General features: G+C 56.5%; 14 protein-coding genes and 3 pseudogenes. 2 read left to right on the forward strand and 15 right to left on the reverse strand.

Annotated elements, in window-relative coordinates:
• The 13 genes and pseudogenes from ACP15P_RS21515 to ACP15P_RS21570 form a co-directional block, all read right to left on the reverse strand.
• A pseudogene (locus tag ACP15P_RS21515) lies at positions 1 to 476 on the reverse strand (hypothetical protein); the annotation flags it as partial.
• Between the two features lie 594 nt (positions 477 to 1,070).
• On the reverse strand, positions 1,071 to 3,734 hold the full coding sequence (locus tag ACP15P_RS21520) for an Ig-like domain-containing protein (RefSeq protein ID WP_424930531.1): 2,664 nt from the start codon (positions 3,732 to 3,734) through the stop codon (positions 1,071 to 1,073).
• Between the two features lie 523 nt (positions 3,735 to 4,257).
• Positions 4,258 to 4,515 (reverse strand): annotated as a pseudogene (locus ACP15P_RS21525) (IS110 family RNA-guided transposase); the annotation flags it as partial.
• Between the two features lie 113 nt (positions 4,516 to 4,628).
• Positions 4,629 to 4,982 (reverse strand): hypothetical protein, encoded by a 354-nt coding sequence (locus ACP15P_RS21530; protein WP_424930532.1) that lies wholly within the window; start codon positions 4,980 to 4,982, stop codon positions 4,629 to 4,631.
• Positions 4,979 to 5,653 (reverse strand): ParA family protein, encoded by a 675-nt coding sequence (locus tag ACP15P_RS21535; RefSeq protein WP_424930533.1) that lies wholly within the window; start codon positions 5,651 to 5,653, stop codon positions 4,979 to 4,981. Before ACP15P_RS21535 ends, ACP15P_RS21530 begins: the two co-directional genes overlap by 4 nt.
• A gap of 272 nt (positions 5,654 to 5,925) precedes the next feature.
• Positions 5,926 to 6,084: a hypothetical protein gene (locus tag ACP15P_RS23125; RefSeq protein WP_481736477.1), complete on the reverse strand. Its 159-nt coding sequence runs from the start codon at positions 6,082 to 6,084 to the stop codon at positions 5,926 to 5,928.
• A gap of 3 nt (positions 6,085 to 6,087) precedes the next feature.
• Positions 6,088 to 6,195: pseudogene (locus tag ACP15P_RS23130) on the reverse strand (replication initiator protein A); the annotation flags it as partial.
• A gap of 83 nt (positions 6,196 to 6,278) precedes the next feature.
• Positions 6,279 to 7,298: a replication initiator protein A gene (locus ACP15P_RS21545; RefSeq protein ID WP_424930534.1), complete on the reverse strand. Its 1,020-nt coding sequence runs from the start codon at positions 7,296 to 7,298 to the stop codon at positions 6,279 to 6,281.
• A 264-nt stretch (positions 7,299 to 7,562) separates the two neighbouring features.
• Positions 7,563 to 7,784, reverse strand: coding sequence for a hypothetical protein (locus ACP15P_RS21550; protein WP_424930535.1), 222 nt, complete (start codon positions 7,782 to 7,784; stop codon positions 7,563 to 7,565).
• 179 nt (positions 7,785 to 7,963) lie between these two features.
• Positions 7,964 to 9,019: a replication initiator protein A gene (locus tag ACP15P_RS21555; protein ID WP_424930536.1), complete on the reverse strand. Its 1,056-nt coding sequence runs from the start codon at positions 9,017 to 9,019 to the stop codon at positions 7,964 to 7,966.
• A 230-nt stretch (positions 9,020 to 9,249) separates the two neighbouring features.
• Positions 9,250 to 9,798 (reverse strand): hypothetical protein, encoded by a 549-nt coding sequence (locus ACP15P_RS21560; RefSeq protein WP_424930537.1) that lies wholly within the window; start codon positions 9,796 to 9,798, stop codon positions 9,250 to 9,252.
• Between the two features lie 34 nt (positions 9,799 to 9,832).
• A complete protein-coding gene (locus tag ACP15P_RS21565; RefSeq protein WP_424930538.1) occupies positions 9,833 to 11,329 on the reverse strand; it encodes a type IV secretory system conjugative DNA transfer family protein in 1,497 nt (498 codons plus the stop codon).
• Between the two features lie 78 nt (positions 11,330 to 11,407).
• Positions 11,408 to 11,716, reverse strand: coding sequence for a hypothetical protein (locus ACP15P_RS21570; protein WP_424930539.1), 309 nt, complete (start codon positions 11,714 to 11,716; stop codon positions 11,408 to 11,410).
• Between the two features lie 338 nt (positions 11,717 to 12,054).
• On the opposite strand from ACP15P_RS21570, the gene ACP15P_RS21575 reads away from it, so the two are divergent.
• Together ACP15P_RS21575 and ACP15P_RS21580 are read left to right on the forward strand one after the other, a co-directional pair.
• Positions 12,055 to 12,405, forward strand: coding sequence for a MobA/MobL family protein (locus ACP15P_RS21575; protein WP_424930540.1), 351 nt, complete (start codon positions 12,055 to 12,057; stop codon positions 12,403 to 12,405).
• A 491-nt stretch (positions 12,406 to 12,896) separates the two neighbouring features.
• A complete protein-coding gene (locus ACP15P_RS21580; protein WP_424930541.1) occupies positions 12,897 to 16,664 on the forward strand; it encodes a DUF5060 domain-containing protein in 3,768 nt (1,255 codons plus the stop codon).
• A gap of 93 nt (positions 16,665 to 16,757) precedes the next feature.
• Here ACP15P_RS21580 and ACP15P_RS21585 read toward each other — a convergent pair whose 3' ends face one another.
• The gene (locus tag ACP15P_RS21585) at positions 16,758 to 17,972 is read right to left on the reverse strand and encodes a glycosyltransferase family 4 protein (protein ID WP_424930542.1); all 1,215 of its coding nucleotides are present in this window, start codon (positions 17,970 to 17,972) and stop codon (positions 16,758 to 16,760) included.
• 29 nt (positions 17,973 to 18,001) lie between these two features.
• Positions 18,002 to 18,859: a hypothetical protein gene (locus tag ACP15P_RS21590; protein WP_424930543.1), complete on the reverse strand. Its 858-nt coding sequence runs from the start codon at positions 18,857 to 18,859 to the stop codon at positions 18,002 to 18,004.
• Positions 18,860 to 19,064: the final 205 nt, after the last annotated feature.

A 19,064-nucleotide genomic window follows, 5' to 3' on the forward strand; every position in this document is an offset into this window, starting at 1 on the left:
ACACCGTCATTGGAGTGCCACGAGACCACGAAGCCCCCATCGGACAGGGCGGTGACCGTGGGGCTATGCTGGTAGCTGTTGGTCTCCGAGTTGACCAGGAATTCGGGCCCGTCCGGCGTGCCGTCAGCCGCGAAGAGACGGGCCTTGATGCCGGAACCACTGGTGTCGTCGACACCGTCAATGGAGTACCACGAGACCACGAAGCCCCCATCGGACAGGGCGGTGACCGAGGGGTTAGACTGGTAGCTGTTGGTCTCCGAGTTGACCAGGAATTCGGGCCCGTCCGGCGTGCCGTCAGCCGCGAAGAGACGGGCCTTGATGCCGGAACCACTGGTGTCGTCGACACCGTCATGGGAGTACCATGAGACCACGAAGCCCCCATCGGACAGGGCGGTGATTGTGGGGGTATACTGGCTGCTGTTGGTCTCCGAGTTGACGAGAAACTCCCCGCCCAGCTTCTGATAAATATCCGCCATTTTCTGTGTCCCCCGACAGTGTGTTTCAGACGTCCCGGCCGCCCCGCACCCCGCGGCGGCCCGGTTCTCCGGTTTCTAATTCATGTGAGTGTCCCGCGGGCCCCTCCGGCCCCGGTCCGGTGGTGGTTGCGTGCCTCATCACGCCCCCTGACATCCTCCCGCGGGCGCTCCGCCCCATGCTCCACACGCAACGGCCGGGCATGGCCGGGTTACGCGAAACGGAAACGGGATACGGAGAGTTCGGCACGGGAAATCTGATCCAATGAATTGATATGTATTACAAAAATATTCGGCCGAAATTTTGACCGGTTGCACAAATAAAGAAATGACACTGGCGACATTAACCAAAGTCAAAAGTGTTTCAAGAGGAAATTTCAGGCGGGTTTATACCGCCATGGCCGCCAGATCAGGAAGCCTGTTAAAAAACAGGCGGATGCAATACCGCATCCACACAATCCAGAGTGTTTGAAGTTTGGACGCCCGCCCAAAACACGGATTTTGGGTCCGGGTCCGGTCGACTTCGCCAGCCGACATGTCGAGAAACCCGAGTGAGGAGCGGCCTGGAGGACATTCCTGACGCAGATGATTTCGTCGTTACAGCCAGAGCATGCCAACGTCACCATACGTCCCCGTGCCGAAACCAGGCATGTCCTGGTCAGCGCTTATCAGCCCGGACGGTCTGACGTCGTATTGGGCCTCTGACGGCTGTAAGGCGTGGACTGGATGGTCATCGGGCTCGTCTGCTGAACCAAAAACAAACCCGTCATCAGAATTTTTCGCCGCCAGGGCGTCGCTTTCAGAAACACCAGGCGGTGCCAACCCACCGTTTGCATCACCTATTTCCACCGTCAGGACCGCACTGCTCTCATGCCCTTCCGCATCAACAACCGTGTAGGTTATCTCCTCCACCCTGTCGTCGGAGAACTTTCTCAGGGGGTTTACCCGTATTCTGTCCCCCACGATCGAAACAAGCGATGTCACGCCGGTATAGTCGACATCAACGAGCGTCAGGCTGTCGCCGTCCGGCCCCCCGTCATTCCGCAGGACGTCGACCATCACCGTTTTGTTCTGTTCAGTGCCGATTGCGTCGTCCACCGCGACCGGTCCGCTTTCCTCCCACGGATCCAGAGGCGGTGTCGGGTCATCAGGTACACCAATCTCCACTTTCAGTACCGCACTGTCGCTTTTACCGTCCCCGTCCGTCACTGAATACGACACCGTTTCGATTCTGTAGTCTTTCGCTGCGTACAGCGGATTGACCACGATCTGCCCATTTCGGATCGAAACGATTGACGTGCTCCCGAGGTAGGACACATCTGTCAACGTCAGGGTATCGCCATCCGGGTCACTGTCGTTGGCCAATACGTCAATTGCGATGGTTCGGTTTTGCTCCGTTGATGCAGTGTCATTCACTGCTACGGGTGCCTGGTTTTCCACAACGAAAAGATTATCGGGTGTCGGATATTCGGGAGACCCGACGCTGCGCACCAAAAGAACCCAGTCGCTGTCCGTGTCAGTGGGCGGATCTCCGAACGCCGACACACCACCACCCGAGACCTGCCCGGCTGTTATGAGCTCTCCTTCGGAACGGGGATCATACCAGAAAACATCAAATATTTTGCCTGACTGATCGGTCAGGTCGAGACTGATGTCAGTCGCCTCTCCGTATGGAGCGTAAACGACGTAGTACCGTCCCTCCAGCGCCATGACGAAATCATTGTTGCCCGGCGTCAGGCCATCGGCCTGGGACATGGCCCAAAACGGAATATAGTTGTTAAAAAAATGAGTCGCTGAGGCGGTCCATTCCCAGACGGAGGCATGTGCTTCAAACGTATCATAATTCTGATCGAGGGAGTGTCCGGAGGTATCTTTAAAGTACCAGTTTCCACCCGATCCGCCGGCGGTAAGCGCACCCCAAAACGCCTCACGAAGAATTACTTCGTTTTCCCCGTCAGGGTTATTGGAGTATGGCTCGATGATGCTGTTTGGCCCCGAGTCCTCGTCCCAGGCCAATACCCATTTTTTCCCGGACTCTGACGATTTTTCCCGGTACTCGATAATCTCTCTGCGGATATTCCGGGCACCTGTTTGAAATGAAGTGCCATCAAAATAACTGTTCCCAACGAGCGGATCATATACTTGATTGATCTCAGCGGGATAACTGTGAACTACGACCAAATGGTCGTAACCGTCCACTGACTTCAGGTATTCAGCCTGATCAGCGCGTTCCTGTTCAGTGTTGGTGTTTTCCTCACCGATGTTCCACTGCAGTGCATTGTTATGACCAAAACGGGCGACCATTTCGCGAATATATATCATTCGCTCAACGCTCAGTGACGTATCAGCAGCTACAGTACCCCCATTCAGTTGCTGGTCATTTTCCGTTTCCTGCAGGAGTATGTTTTTGTAGATGCCCTTTTCGTCCATATGGTCAAAGACAATATCCCACTGCGACAGCTTCGAGATGTCGTAGGTCGAGAACTTGTCCAACTCGTCGTTGGATAGCCCCTGGTCAAATTTTGGCGTATTGGCGGCATTGAACGTCCAGGGCGACACGTCCCGCGCGTCTCCTCCAGAGGTGTTTGTCAACAGGTAGACCGTATTCAGACCGTTTTCGGCGAGATAGTTGGCAGCCCCAATAATTGCCTTGCCTTTTCCGCCATCCCACGTCGGATCGCCAATGTTATACCCTTCAAGATGTGTGGCGTAGTCGTGTCGCCCATTTGGGGTATTGTCGAAATCCGTACTGGCCAGGAAATTTTCCGGAATACCCGGGCCGCCCCGGATAAAATAGTCTCCGTCGCCCTGATGTTGCAGGTAATGCGTTCCCTCATCCTGCAGAATCATACCCTTGGCACGAATATCGCTATCAGGTTTGTCGGACTCCCGGACAGCGATGCTGCCGCTGGTCCCATTGATGAAATCCACCGCTCTCCCCGCCGATGGGTCGATGTCATAGGGTATTGATGCAACGTCAGTCCCGGTTCGGAAGGAAGCTTCATATTCCCAAACGCCGTTCGAGGGCGGATTGAAATTGACCCGCCATATGGCACCGGTTGTGGCATTGGTGTTTGCCGCGTCGCCGTCCGCGGCAAAATATCCTGGTAAAGTTATGATCTCACCGGAAGCATCGTTACGAAATGTCACATCCAGCCTATAGTCACGGAACGTGGATGGCTCTTCCGAAAACTCAAGTGGCGACTCAAAATCGAGCGTGATTTTATGCCAGGTCATTCGCTCGCCGGTGATTTTAACCATCTGTGCCTCCTACCACTTTTTCGGAAGTCCTCGCGGACAAGCTGAAACTAATTTCGGTTTCTGGATGTGAATTTCGGGCATTTTCGCTCTACGAGAAAATTTCAAGAAAGCCGCGTGACAAAGATTGGAATGCACTCGTTAGGAAAGAAAGGGTCCCAAAATTTTGAATAGCTTTAAGATTAGCTAATAATTCAAAATCGTTACAGGTATCTAATCAACTTGCAAATTATTACAGCGGATATCCGCCTACCTGGACACCTCTGTGGTTGCCGCCCATAGCGCAAGAAGATTGTAACCAACGAGGGAGTGATTGAGCGCGCGCTTCTTTCAGGCTTGGTTTGTGCGGTTTTTCCGCTGGTCGGTATGGTGTGCGCAGGATCAGGTCCATATCTGCATTGCGAGCTTTTGAGGCTTCGGGTGTCCAACTGGTTTTCCCAATCCGGATCAGCGATCATTTACCCACGCTGGTTGTCGTCTTCTCACACTCCCCGTTCCAATGACGTTCCTGTAGCGTGCTGATAAGTCAGCAAGCCGGAACGACCGGCCCGGGATCTCTGTAAACTTCCTTTCTGGTCGCAATTGCCCAGATCATCCGCGCCATTTTGTTGGCGAGCGCAACAGCGACGAGCATTCTTGGCTTACGGTCCTTCATGCGATCAAGCTAGGCCCCCTCACGGATTGATTTCCGTCCAAGCCAATTGAGGCGCGACATGGCACCGATAATCAGCAGGCGCAGGATGTCACGTTGACCTGCTTTTGATACCCGTCCCAATCGCGGCTTCGCTTTCAGACATGCGTGCGCTGTCCCGACGCTGACATTGCAGAGACCTACGACCATTTGCAACTCAACCAAAAGATATGTGTCATTGGCACCTACCTTATGGCATACTCAAGTCAGGCGTTCCCGTTTTGATATGCGGCGAGCATGTCAGCCAACACATCATTGAGCCGCCTGCCCTCTTTGTCCCTAAGCGTGTTGAGTTGATTTCGGAGGTCAGATGAAACGTAGATGCGCCAGTACGTCATGTCTTCGTTCAACGGTGGCCGCCCACGCCTTGGCACGGATGCAACTTGAGTTGTATCCGTAGAGCGGTTGAACCCATTCGCACGCCCAGCGGCGGCAACGGCTTCCGCATCGGCACGAGGGCGGGCGCTTTTCTTCTTTCGCTTCAGCCCTGCCCCAATCTTTGGCTCCGGAGCGGCCTGTTGATCATCGCCGCTCAGGTTCAGGAATGTTCCCGCCATCATTGTGCCTCCAGTATTTCTGCGAGTTCCTTGCCAAGCCTTGCGGTATTATTGATCGCACTTTTGACGGATTGATTGTCTTGTAGCTCGAAGAGGGTCTTGCCCTCTGCCATGACTCTTTCAAAAGGCGCGCGACGCATGAGTTCGGTTTGCAGGCGAGCGACCCCTGCCCCGTCCAGTTCTGCCAGCAGCTCTTTGTGAGATTTAGTGACGATTGCAGCGTCGGTTTGCGTAATCAAAATACGGGCTGGCACCGCCCGTCTGGCGGCACGCCCCGCATCGCGGATCATTTTGAGAGCCGCGCCCGCCGCATCCCCATCCAATGCACTCGGGCGCATCGGAACGATACAAAGGTCGGAAGCCGAAGCTGCGTAGGACGCCATAAGGCCCGCAACACCTTCGAGGTCAACGAACACCAGGTCGTGTTTATCCTCTGCCGCCTCCAAAGTGTCGAGAATTGAGCTGTCAGACGGGTCTGAAATTACCTTGAAGAGCGGATCGCCAAGCTTCTCTTCATTGCGCTTTCCAAGCCAAACGCGCGCGATGCTTTGCCTGGGGTCAGCGTCAACGATGGCAATTGAGAGATCTTCGTTCTTTGCGAACACCGAGGCCAACGTCAGTGTTGCGGTAGATTTTCCACAGCCACCCTTAGGTGAGAGGACGCTTACAATCATTTGTCTGCTCGCTGTTTTTCTTTTTTATATGCCGTGCCACAAAATATGTCACGGCATTTTTTATATGCGGCATATTATATGTCGTGATACTTTATACGGCATATAATATGCCTTATCTTCCTGAAGTGCGGTCCATTTCCGGCAGAACCCAATGAAAGCACTATCAGGGTTTCGCGGTGGTTTGGGATGTTAGCTGCACCACAAGAGCTATCGGGATATCAGCTGCACTTCATTTCGATAAATTGCTGATATCATGGCCTTGGAGCAAATTTTCAGGCCTGATCGTAAGTTTGCAACTCCAAACGCATCGAATATTCAAGTACAGAGATACTCCCTTTCGTCGTGATGATAACCATGTCGCTCTCAAGACGAATGGCGTAGTCGGGAATATGGCCGTGCATTTCATCTTGGTCGGAAATTGCCTTTACCAAACGCCGGAATTCCCGCGAACTCGACGCTGAACCGCACTTTTTCTGAAGTGCCGTTAAACTTATCCGCCAACTTGCCTTTTGTCCGCAATGTTTATGCGCCAGTTCGTAGATGCGTCATTCGAACGGCTTGCGAAGTCGGAAACGCGAAGGGCAGCAGAAATTGAGGCCTCTGAACTGGGTTGATCAGGTCGGTCTTACGAACTTCCGTGTTTCTCAAACCATTTCCGGCAGAATCCAATAAAGGCGCGATCAGCGTTGCGAGGGGGTTCGATACACCATTCACGCCACTCACGTTCAAGAAAGCGTACATCCCATCCAGGAGCAGCATGTCGCGCCTCTTCGTATGTATCTGATTGTAAAGGAGGGATGTCGGTCTCCATGAGTGAGTGGGGGGACATTGTGCCACGATTGCGAAAAGTCACCATGTCTGTCCCGGCGTCGAACGAAACGCTATAATCGGGCAGGTGATCATGCCGTACCAAATCGCGGATCATCTGCCTAAAGCGCTTCTCGGGGCTCTGAGCGCCGGTTTTCTTCAGAAGCATCCCAAGACTAATCTTCCAACTGTCTTGCTGACCGCAATGTTTACGGGCAATCTCATAAACCCGGCGCTCAATGGGCTTGCGCAACCGAAAATAGTCTCGGTGCAGCGTGAGCACTTCCTGCGCCCGTATCGCATTGAAAACCCAATCTGAAAGTTTTACCTCACACCAAAGCAGACGGCCATCGAGACCGTGCTTGCGACGGAGCGCCGCCGCATCGATCAATCCGAAATTATCATACTGCTCCTCATCACCAGTTTGAAGATTGGTGCTTATTCTCGTACCGGACAACCGATCAAGCGCTTCTGCAAGCGCCTTGTAATCCTTCCCCGCGGTGCCGCGATTGGTGAAGATCAAAAGATCATGGGAGTTGATCCGGACGCGCTGGGAAACAGCTTCACCATTCCGCAGCTTTGCCATTATCTGGCTAATGCAATAGATCAGGATGTCCTTGTCGTAGATCGTCGCAAGGCCTTTCACACTTGGCGTAATCTCCAACCAGTTCCCATTGTGCTCGTAACGGCGGACCGCAGTCTCTGGTTTCTTTGAAAGAGAATAAAAGGGATGCTCCATCTGCGCGATAATGTCCTTGAGCACGGCATCCGCGACGTCGCAGATAAAGAGATCGTGCTGTGGATGTCGATCAGGCAACAACGGGCTATAATCAGTCATCACGCGTTTCGGGGTTTCAGTTACCATTGCATCAAGTTCGGGGTTTTAGTTACCAATGTCAAGATTCGGGGTTTTGGTTACCGAGATTCGGGGTTTTAGTTACCGAGATTCGGGGTTTTAGTTACCGAGATTCGGGGTTTTAGTTACCGAAGCCTCAAAATAATTATTATATTTCAAATACTTATATTACCTTATCCACAACGTAACACTATACTTAACACTTTTTAACACAGGAAAGAGGTCCAAATGCCTGTGGATAACTCTCTAAAGCCCATCATCGCAGATAATACGCACAGCCTTCCCAACATTATTTGTGGTGCTCCAGGAGCCCCCAAGCAGCACGTATGTGCCAAGGTTGCCCGCTATGAACCGTGCCAGCATCACCGCCGGGATGAACACCAGAAGGAAGGCCGTCAGACCAAGCCAGGGCAGGGCGTTGTCGACCTGGTTGATCCCATATTCCCGTTCCCGGAGATCCTGGTCCATTCTGAACCCCTCCGCCTGGTCCTTAATCAAGACTTTCTCCGCTTCCCAGGTTGTACTACGCAGACCGGCGGTCAGAATCATTGCCAATTCTGGAATTCAGGGTTTCGGCAATTATCCTGTGACAATAGTGGGGGAAGGAGGAAATATTTTCCCATCTTATAGGGCGAAAAAACGAGAATTTACGGTCGCCCGCGTTTTTCAAACCATTTTCTGCAAAAGCCAATAAAAGCCCTATTGGAATCACGCGGTGAATCTAAACCACCATCAGCCATCCACTCGCGCCAGGACTTTTCGAGATGGTGGACATCCCATCCTGGAGCGGATTTTCGGGCCTGGTCGTAAGTTTCCGGCTCCAAACGCATCGAATATTCAAGTACAGAGATACTCCCTTTCGTCGTGATGATAACCATGTCGCTCTCAAGACGAATGGCGTAGTCGGGAATATGGCCGTGCATTTCATCTTGGTCGGAAATTGCCTTTACCAAACGCCGGAATTCCCGCGAACTCGACGCTGAACCGCACTTTTTCTGAAGTGCCGTTAAACTTATCCGCCAACTGGCCTGCTGTCCGCAATGTTTGCGCGCAAGCTCGTAAATGCGTCGTTCGAGTGGCTTGCGGAGACGAAAATAATCACGGTGAAGCGTCAGCACCTCTTTTGATCGAATTGCATTGAAAACCCAATCGGAGAGCTTGATTTCAACCTCCTGCATTCTGCCGTCCCGGGTCTCCCGCACAACTTCCGCGCTCTCAATCAGACCGAAAGTACGAAATACTTCCTGCCCGCCAGTGACAATGTTCGTACTGATCCGTGTTCCGGCCAGCCGCTCAAGCGCGGCCTTGAGCTGGGCATAACCTGTTCCTGCCGTGTTACGGTTGGTGGCCACCAGCATTTCATAAGCCCTAAACCTGACGATCTGCGATACCTGCTTGCCTTCGTTGAGCGCTGACATAAGCTGACTGATGCAGTAGATCAAAATGTCCCGATCATGGACTGTCGCCAGTCCATCAGCGGACGGCTTAATCTCAATTTGCGCGCCCTTATGCTCGTACTTTCGGATCCGTGTGTCAGGCCTGGTCGATAGCGAAAAAATGGGATGTTCCATTGAGGCCATGTCACCTTTGGGAACCGCATCGAAAATATCACAAACAAAAAAATCTCCCTGAGGATAGCGATCCGGTAAAAGGGGCGGGCGAACACTTTTTGGGTCCTCAAAATCATTCGTATTTTCACCCACATTTCACCTCTTTCGTACTTTTACACACACCTTACCACCTTTCGTACTATCACACACGTTCTTTCGTACTTTTACACACGTTCTATCGTACTATCACACACACCCCATTTGGATTCCGTCTTTTTTTCGAAAGGGTTAGAGGAAAAAAAAATTGCTTAACACTATACTTAACACATTTTAACACAAGGAAATGTCCGATAACCTGTGGATAACTCGCCGCCCCCGCCTGATCAGGGATAAAACATACAGGCCTCAACGCCATTGGATGCGGTGCTCCAGGAGCCCCCAATCAAAACGCATGTGGCAAGGTTGCCCGCCATGAACCGGGGCAGTATCGCCGTCAGGCCAATCACCAAAACCACGGCTCCCAGACCGAGCCAGGGCAGGGCGCCCTTGAAACGGCCAATCGCGTATTCCCGTTCCCAAAGCTGGCAGTCGATTCTAAAACCCTTTCCCCGGGCATCCCTGAGAACCTCCTGCGTTTGCCGAGCCGCGGTTTGCAAATCGCCGGTCAGTCTTTCAACCCGGTCAAGACTGCCACCGATCCTGCGGTTGAGGGTTTCCCCGATCATTGCGCCGTAATTTTCCGGGTCGGTTTGTTTCCGGGCCGCGAAAGCAGCCTGCCGCGCCTCCGTGGCGGTTTTGTTGACCTGATCCAGCATGCGGGTCTGGTCATCGACCCCGTCCGAGATGCTGGCCACGGCGGTGGCCAGCAGATCCAGCGTCTCGCGCAGTTCATCCTCCCGGAGCGGAGCAGGGGAGGCGGAAGGACTGGTCATGTGATCATCCGGCATGGAGATATTCCCTTCCCGGTCATGCTGCAGTGGTGGCTGCGACCAGCCCCGCGAATTCAGGATCCGCGTAGTAGCGCAGTTTTTGGGCGATGGCCGGCGGCCGGCCCTGCAGGCGTAGAAGCTGCAGCTCCGGGGCCATGCGCATGATCTCATCAGGGGTGAGCAGATCCCGTCCGGTGATGCCGGTGGCGGTGGTGGGCGCATCTCCCGGCCTGTGGCTTTGGGTGTGGTAGCCGATAGTCTCGCGTCCCATGCTTTGGCTCAGCCATTGCGCCGTCTCGAAATCGTTCACGCCAAAAATCTGCTGCACGCCGGCATTGGCCACGAAGGTTGACGCCCGTGTCCCGTAGAGATCCCGGAGCTGACTCATGTCCTGGAGGATGGGCCAGAGCTGGAGCCCGTAGCCCGCCATCAGCCCCATGGCCCGCTCCACGGCCTCCAGACGGCCCAGAGCCGCGAACTCGTCGAGCAGGAAGAGAACCGGGCCCTGAGGCCTCTCCGGGGCTGTCAGGGGCTCTGGGAGGGCCTCAGGGGTGTTCAGGGTGTCCGTAGCTTTCTCAGGGCTGCTGAGCGGTCCTGTGAGGCTCTCAGAGCCTGCTGTGGAGGTCATGGCGCCCTGTGATGCGCTCCGGGCCTCCGGCAGCCTCTCAGAGCCGTTGTGCGGTCCCGTGAGGCCGTGGGCTGCCTTGGAACCACCTGCAGGCGTGCCTGCCCCTGCCGGGGTGCCTGCCTCCGCGTCGCGGGCGATGTCCTGCAGGGCCTGGGAAACCAGCAGGCGCAGCCAGCGGCTGTAGGCATCCAGTCTGTTGGGCGGCAGTACCAGAAACACCGAGGCGGTGCGGTCGCGCAGATCGGCGAAGGCGAAGTCCGAGCGCGCCATGCTGGCGGCAATGCGCGGACTGTCGAGAAAGTGGGTATGCCGTTGGGCCGAGGACAGCACCGAGGCCGCCTCGCGCTCGGACTTACCAAGGAAGCGGTTGGCGGCCCGGGCGATGAGCCCATGGGCCTCCGTGCTGTCCTGCATCAGCGTGAGCAGTTCCCGGAACCTGTTCGGGGGCAGGGTGAGGTATTCCCGCACGGCGGCAAGACTGCGCCTGTCCGCCTCCTCATGGGCGACACAGAACAGGATCAGTCCCGCGAGCAGGGCCTTGGCCTCCTCGTTCCAGTGCGCCTCCTGTACCTGACCGGGCGGATCCATGACCAGCGCATCCGCCAGCGTGGCGGCATCCTCGTCCAGATCCGGACTGTCGATGCCCAGCCGGTCGAGCGGGTTGTAGGCGGCGGAGACATGCCCCGAGACCCCAAAGGGATCGAGTACGTGCACCGCGCCAAAGCGCTGCCGGGCCGCCCCGGTAATCCGGGCGTTCTCCCCCTTGGGATCAATCACCAGCACCGAGCGGTCCACCGCCAGCAGATTTGGAATGACCGTCCCAACTCCCTTGCCCGCCCGGGTCCCCAGGTGGGCCGGCCCGTCATAGGATAGCCGCCGGCCAATAGCGGGATTGGAGCCAATCACAAGCCCTTCGGTTTGCTCCAGTACCCTTATCTCGCGTTTGTCTAGAAATGTCTAGAAATGTCTAGAAATGTCAGGAAATTACGCCGTGCCATGGCTGTCGCGCTGTGGCCTGACAAGAAACTTCACAACCCCATTGTAGTCAATCCAGATCGCCAGACAGCCATCGGTCCCGCCGATCATGCAGGGGACGATGATCAGCAGATCCCAAACAATCTGCCCCTCATGGGGCTCCAGCAGCAGGGCAGTGAGCACGATGCCCACCAGCCCCCCAATCAGAACACCCGCTCCCAGAGACAGCAGCTGCGACCCGATCACCAAAGGCGCCGTCGCCAGAAACACGATGACCTGAAGAGCCTTCCAGAACCCCACGTTCAATGCCCGCATCATGCCACAGTCCTCCCGGTGCTGCCGCACAGAGTCCGGCCTGCCGCGACATCGGTGCCCGCCATCGCGTAAACCCCACGCCCGCCGTCCTGCTAAATCCGGATTTTGTTTCCCGGATTTGTGGCGGACGAGATTCCGGACTGGCGCATGACCGGGCCCGCACCTCAACCGCCCTAAGGGCGGCCTCGGGCGGTCCGTCTTTTCACCTCCGGCCTTTGCTTTCCGGGGGGGCCGGCCGGAGGGGAAAAGACGGGTCAGGGGCTAGCCGGTTCTGGACTGTCCGGGCGGAGTGGGCGTGGTGCGCGTTTGCGGGCCTGGTATCACGGGAGAGGGCAGGGCGCATGTCCAGCTACCACCTCTCCGTAAAGACCATCAAACGCAGCGCCGGGCGCTCCGCAACGGCGGCGGCCTATCGCGCGGCCGATCGCATTGAGTGTCAGCGCGAGGGGCGGGTGCATGACTATACCCGCAAGCAGGGCATCGAGGAGACGTTTATCCTGGCCCCTGAGGGAGCACCGGACTGGGTGCTGGACCGCTCGGCTTTGTGGAATGCGGCGGAGGCGGCCGAGACCCGCCGCAACTCGGTCACCGCCCGGGAATGGGAACTGGCGCTGCCCTCCGAGATCAGTGCGGAGGCCCGGTCCGACATCACCCGGGAGTTCGCGCAGGCGCTGGAGCGAGATGATAGGTAATGGCCCTGCAGGTCTCAGGCGTGTGGTGGTGCGCTTTGGTGTTTCGCGTTGCGGGCGCCATCCACGTTTCCTTTTTGGGCCTGTGGCGACTCTGTTTCGGGGCCGGTTTCGCGTCTAAAGCTTGTCGCCCTATCAGGAAATTTTCGCGCAATGACCAGCGGGGTAGCGGGCGGCCGTAGTCTCGATCTGACGGATTGCCTGACCGTGGGGCTGCCGTGAGAAATTTGCTCTGTCACGCCTGCTTATATGCCAACGAAAAGAAAGCGGGATCAAACCCCTAGGTCGAAAATAGCTGAACTCACCGAACAGAATCGCGCTTTCCCGTGCTGCCTTTATATCTATATTAACCTTAAACTTAACGTGCAAAAATTACTATTTTCTATATAAATATAGTAAGTTTATTAGTTTGCAAAATAAGTGAATTATAGAAGTATAAACTCGAAACATGAGATCAGCTGCCCTGGTTTTATTCGATAAGCGTGGTGGGCACGATGATTTTGGGGAATGATCTGCAGGTATGGGAAAAGGTGACGCTGGATTTTGAGGTTGGTCGGGATTTTCAGGAATCCGCTGAAACCTTTCGCGATTACCGGCTTGATGTAACCTTCACAAATCCGGACACGGGTACGACCATCGTGGTCCCCGGTTTCTTTGCGGCGGATGGCCAGGCGGCGGAAACCAGCGCCAGTTCCGGGAACGTCTGGCGGGTCAACTTCAACCCGCCCGAGGCCGGGGGCTGGAGCTATGAGGTGTCATTTCGCGCCGGCGAGGACATTGCGGTGAAGCCGGACATGCGAGGTGTCAGTGCGGATGCCATTGATGGCCAAAAGGGCAGTTTGGAGATCGCGCCCAATACCGGTGATGACCAAGCCTCTAAGGGAATGCTGCTTCAGGAGGAGGGCAGTCACTATCTGCGGTTCCAAGGTGACGGCGACTATTTCATCAAGGGCGGACCGGGCGTCCCGGAAAACCTGCTCGCCTATGCCGGATTTGACGGCACCGCGGATGGCCGGCATGACTACGCCACCCATCTGGACGATGCGCTGGCCACCGACCCGACATGGCAGGGTGACGAGGGTCAGGCGGTTCTAGGGGCGGTGAACTATTTGGCAGAAAAGGGGCTGAACACCGTCTATCTTTTGTTCAATACCGCCGGTGGCGACGGCGGCGATGTCATGCCCTGGGTGAATGAGAAGATCTATGACATCAAGAAGAACCTCAAATCCGTCGAGGCGGCCGCAGAGGCGACGGACGGCGTTTCGGTTAAGGATTTCTCGACCTACGACGTTTCAAAACTGGACCAGTGGGGCCGGGTTTTCGATCACATGGATGCCAGTGGCATTTACAGAAACTTCCTGTTTCAGGAAACGGAGAACGACCACCTTCTGCAGGGTGGCACGGCGATGGAGGGTTCCTCGCTTTCGGTGGAGATGGGTGTCTACGTCCGGGAAATGATCGCAAGATTTGGGCATGGCAACATGCTGCAGTGGAATCTTGGAGAGGAAAACACCAACACGCCGGAGGTCCGTGCGGACATGGCGGACCTGGTCAAGCAAACCGACCCGTATGACCATCTCGTGGTCATTCACTCCTATCCGGCCCAAGTAAACGACGTCTATGATCCGCTGATTGGCGAGGAGGCCATGGACGGCACGTCCTTCCAGGTGGCCGCCGGCGCCATCCGGGACCGGACCGAAGAGTTCAGGGAGAAATCGGCTGAGGCGGGTGATCCGTGGGTCCTTTCCTGGGATGAGGATTCCACGCTCAAATCCGCAATTGACGCCTTTCAGGGCGATCCCAATTCGGAAAATGAGGCGGCCTTGCGCAAGGGGCTCTGGGGGCATCTGACTGCCGGTGGCAGCGGGGTGAGCTGGTATGTCCGGGCCACGGAAGGTCACGGATATGACCAGAACATGGACACGTTTGACGGGTTTGAGAGCCTGTGGGGATGGACCGCCGCCGCGACCGAGTTCTTCAACACCCATGTTCCGTTTTGGGAAATGGAGGAGATGGACGGGCTGACTGCCAATGGCCGCGACTATGTCATGGTCGATCCGGGTGAGAGCTATCTGGTGTATTTGCCGCAGGGTGAGGCGGATACGGCCATAAAGCTCGACCTTAGTTACTATGAGGGCGTTGAGTTTACCGGCTGGTGGTATGACCCGCGCAACGGTGGGGGCCTGATTGATGCCGGCAAATTCACGGGCGGCAGTGTCGTTAATGTCGGGATCGCGCCGGGTCAGTTGCAGTATGACTGGGCGTTTCTTCTTAAAAATTCCAAGACGCTGGACGACACACCATCGGATGCGGTCGTTGCAAAGAACGGTCTTGTTGTTATGGAGGCTGAAAGTGCCGACATGGTCGGCTTTTGGCAGGATGGATCCGACATTGAGGGTCATACTGGGGACGGTGCGTTCACCTGGGCCGGCAAGAACCGCTACAAGGAGCCGATCGAAGACAGTACGCTGGAATATAAATTCGCCCTTGAGGAGAGCGGTGACTATCATCTCAGTCTGCGGTGTTACCGGCCGCAGAACGGGGCGGCCTCCGATGTGAACAATGACTTCTGGATTCAGATTGATGACGGCCCCTGGATCAAAATGTATTTCGGCGGTGCACGTGGTGAATGGAATTGGGCAACCCGCCAAGATACTGCCGATGGTCATCTGAAGGCCATTTACGATCTTGATGAGGGCATGCACACCATCAGGATTGAGGGCCGCTCCAACTGGGCCACAATTGACCGTCTTCACCTGAACAAGGGTGGCTTCAACAACAACGCGGACGAGTCGCCATCGGACTATTACGATGGTACGCTTAAGGTTGAGGAGCCCAGACCTGCCCCGGATTTTGCTACCGTTGATCAGGACGGATCCGTTCTGATTGACGTCAAGGCCAACGATTCCGCTGAAGGCGGTATGGCCGGGATTGATCTGGTGAGCGGACCCGCAAACGGTTCCGTGATCATGGTTGACGGTAAATTCGAGTACCGGCCGGATGCCGATTTTTTCGGCGATGACAGTTTTGTCTATGAACTGACCGATGCGAACGGGCAGTCCGCAACCGCACAGGTGAAGATTGACGTTCTGCCCAAAGACAGTGTCCAGGACGATGTGCCTGCGGAGCTTGAGGGTCTGAAGGTTTGGTTTGATGCTTCAAAGGGTGATGCGTCGGCAATTTCCGATCTCAGCGGTCATGGCAATGACGCCTTCGGCACCGGTGTCCACTTTGATGCGGATGTGATGGGCTGGGATTTCAGAGATGCGCCGGCCTGTGAGCTGGAGGATGCGGTCGGCCTGAATCTTGGCATTGCCGCGGAGGGCAAAACGCTCGCCTTTGTCATTACGCCAGGCCAGACCGAACAGCAGGAGGTTCTCTGGGAGCAGGGCGGAGGAGTTCGTGGCATCTCCGTTACTCTGGAGGATGGCCAGCTGCACATGACCGCCTGGAACCTTGATGCCGATCAGGGTGAATGGGGTCCGGTCACCGTGTCAACGGATGTGGAGCCTGGTGTCCGGACGGCGGTATCACTGTTGCTCGATCCTGAAAGCGGCACCCTGACCGGTTACAGGGATGGTGTCGTGTTCGGTTCGGTGGACGGGGTCGGCACCCTTTTCACCCATGGCGATGACATCGGCCTTGGCGGGGTTCAGGGATGGGCGCGTGATGCGGCAGGCAACCTGCTCAGTGAGGATGGCACAGGCGCCTTTTCCGGCCATGTCCATGAGATTGCCGGTTTCGACAGCTGTCTTGACGGGGCCGGGCGCGCTGAACTGGATGCCTATCTCGCTGACAAATGGCTGTCATCTCCGGTGAGCCCGTTTTCCATGGAGGGGCCGTCGATCGAAAAATCGGGCGTCACCTATTACGGCTTTGGAATTGACGGGTCCGCGGAAGGGCCTGTTGCGAAAAACGCCAGGATCGGAGTGGATGACGTGGGGCTTGGCCGCGACATCGACTACCGTCAGAAGAAGGGCGCCGGTGAGATGATCGGCGTTGATCTGGGCGATGGGCTTGATGAGGTCAGCGTGGCCTTGGACGGTCTTGGGGCGCGGAACGGTGCCGAGGAGGCCGCCATGGTGACCCTTTATGACATCAATGGTGCCGCCGTGGACAGCTTTGTCTTCTCGGATAACGGTGTTCATGAGATGAGCAGTGACCGTTCGGTTCACTACGCCACCGTCGAGGCTATGGACTGGATCACGGATGGGGCCAGACCGACCTCGGATGTTGATTTCAGTCTGCTTTGGATGGCGTAGGCCTTACCGCCCGCGTATTGCGAGCCAAATTTCGGTGCCGGTGTCCGCTTCCCTTAACGGGGAGATGGATGCCGGTGCCGGAAAGCGTTTTGGTCAGTGGCTGTGGCGTTCCAGCATTTCGGAATAAAGCGTCAGCAGTGAGCGGAGGTGTTTTTCAGGGCTTACATGCGCCTGAATATCCGCCGGATCAAACGCCGGCAGCGTTTTGATCTCCCGCAGGGCCTGGGCAAGGGCTTCCGGGGTAGCCTCGTGATAGATGTGGCCGTTTTGCCCGTCCGCAACGCATTCCCTTGCGGCACTCCAGGAACCGCAGACAACCGGCACGCCCCGCATCAGCGCCTCCATGGGGACGAGCGGCTGCCCCTCATACCAGAGGCTGGGGAACACCAGTGCCCGGGCGCGCCCGATCCACTCCTGAACCTCGTCGGGTGTCTTCCAGCCGAGGATTTTTGCCTCCGGGTTTTCTACCTCAATTTGCGCCCGTTCCGCGCCGTCGCCGACAAAAACCGCCTGAACGTCGGCCAGCCGTGCGGCCTTGGCGAACATCAGCCCCCCTTTTTCCGGATTGAGGCGGCCGACAAAGAGCATCACGTCATTGTTTTCCACTTCCACCACCGGCATGTTCGATACCGGGACAGGATTTGGGATGTGATGTAGTCTGGTTGATGCCGAAAAATAGGGTTTGAGCACCTCACGCTGCAGGTTCGAGATGTAGACGATGTCGGTAAGCCTCCGGGGAAGACGTCCAGGTCCCCACGTCGCGGCCTGTCTGGCGACCCGCCAGGCTTTGTGCGTGCGTTTGCGCACGTCGCAATGGGTGGTCAAACAGGCCGGTCCAAGTGCCCGCCGCGTGCAGATCTCATTGCGCTGATAGTCATAGAATCCGCCATTTGGGCAGGCAAGAAAATACTCGTGCATCGTATAGACCGTTGGCAGTATTTCTTGGGCGAGAACCGGCCCAATGGACGGTGACAGCGCCTTTGCATAGCCGTGACAGTGAAGCACGCTGGTTGACGGATCAAGCCGTCCCGCCACCTCCGCTAGCCGCGCCGCGGCCTTCCTGTTCCAGATCCCGTGTCGAAGCGCCCGCAGGCGGTTCGGATCCTGAAGGATGTCGTTCTGGTTCAGACAGATCACCTCGATGAATGGATGATCTAGATGGGCCGAAACCGGGCCGACCGCCGCGAAAAACGTGACCGCAATCCCGTGTTCCGCCAGCAGCCGGGCACTGTCGATGGAGACCTTTGCCTGACCGCCGTTGATGTCGGCAAAATCACCAACTAGCAGTGCGTGTTTGATGGCTGGCACCAGATGCCCTCCTCAGTACCGGAGAAAGTTCATTTTTCCCGAACCGGACGCCTGGCAAAAAGTGTCGCCTCAAGATCGGCCGTAAGGCTGTCAACGGTGCTGACATCCTCCGGTGTCAGCAGGTCCTTCCAGTAGGCGTTGACACCCTCCACGGAACGCGCCCAGTCATGTGTCGCGCCCGACCGGGGGATTGCGGCACCGGATGCCCGGCGCCTTCTGCGCAGCTGTGTCTCAAACCGTGAGGTGGGTTTCAGCGACAGTCTGCGATAGAGATCACGGTACGCCCTTTCCTCATCCGCTTCGAGATCGTCCGCCGTAACCCATTCAATACTGGACAGGCATTTTGCCCGAACCAGCGGTAGGTAGCTCATCCGCCAGATGAGGGCGCCCGACACCACGGGGTCCTGGACGTTTTCAAGCCATTTCTCGGTCAGCGGGTCAGCTCCGAAACGGGCGCGCCAGCGCGGATAGATCTCGGCGGCCCGCGACTGCCAGCCCAGTCTTTTGTAGCTTCCCGCATGGGCCCTGGCGCGCCGGGCGGTCACAACCACCGGAATATCCGTTTCGACAATGTCCGAAACGAGCATGATTGCGTGGGGATCCTTCCAGATGATGGTCGAAAGCCAGGGTCTGATGCGGGCAAGGCGGAAACTGTGTTTTGTCCTGCTGCCCAGAAGCACGGTGCGCAGGGATGTTTTCTGTCCGGACCGGGTCTGACCGTGCAGTCGTCCCCGCAGCCCCGCGATTTTTTCGATGAGCGCAGCGACCTGTTCGCTGGAAAGACCGTTTTGGCTGCCGATTATGGGGAATCTCTGGGAAATTTCCCGAAATCCGGTTGGGCCAAAAGGTTCATAGAGGGATGACGCCCCCGCAGCGAGGGCAAGCATGTTTCCCACGGGTGTTGTGGCCGTGCGGGGCGCACCGGTGACCAGGATGACCCGTCGGGCCAGGTTTTCCGGCTTTATTACGGAGACGCCCCGGGAGGGGTCTGACCGGGGAGGAATCCCGTTCCGGTTCTGGATTTCAGGCATAAGCCGTGTACTCGTGATGCTGGACATTCAAACTACGGTCGAAATCTGCAGGAAACATCCC

The sequence above is a fragment of the Amaricoccus tamworthensis genome (assembly GCF_049800875.1).
In the GTDB taxonomy this organism is placed as follows: domain Bacteria; phylum Pseudomonadota; class Alphaproteobacteria; order Rhodobacterales; family Rhodobacteraceae; genus Amaricoccus; species Amaricoccus tamworthensis.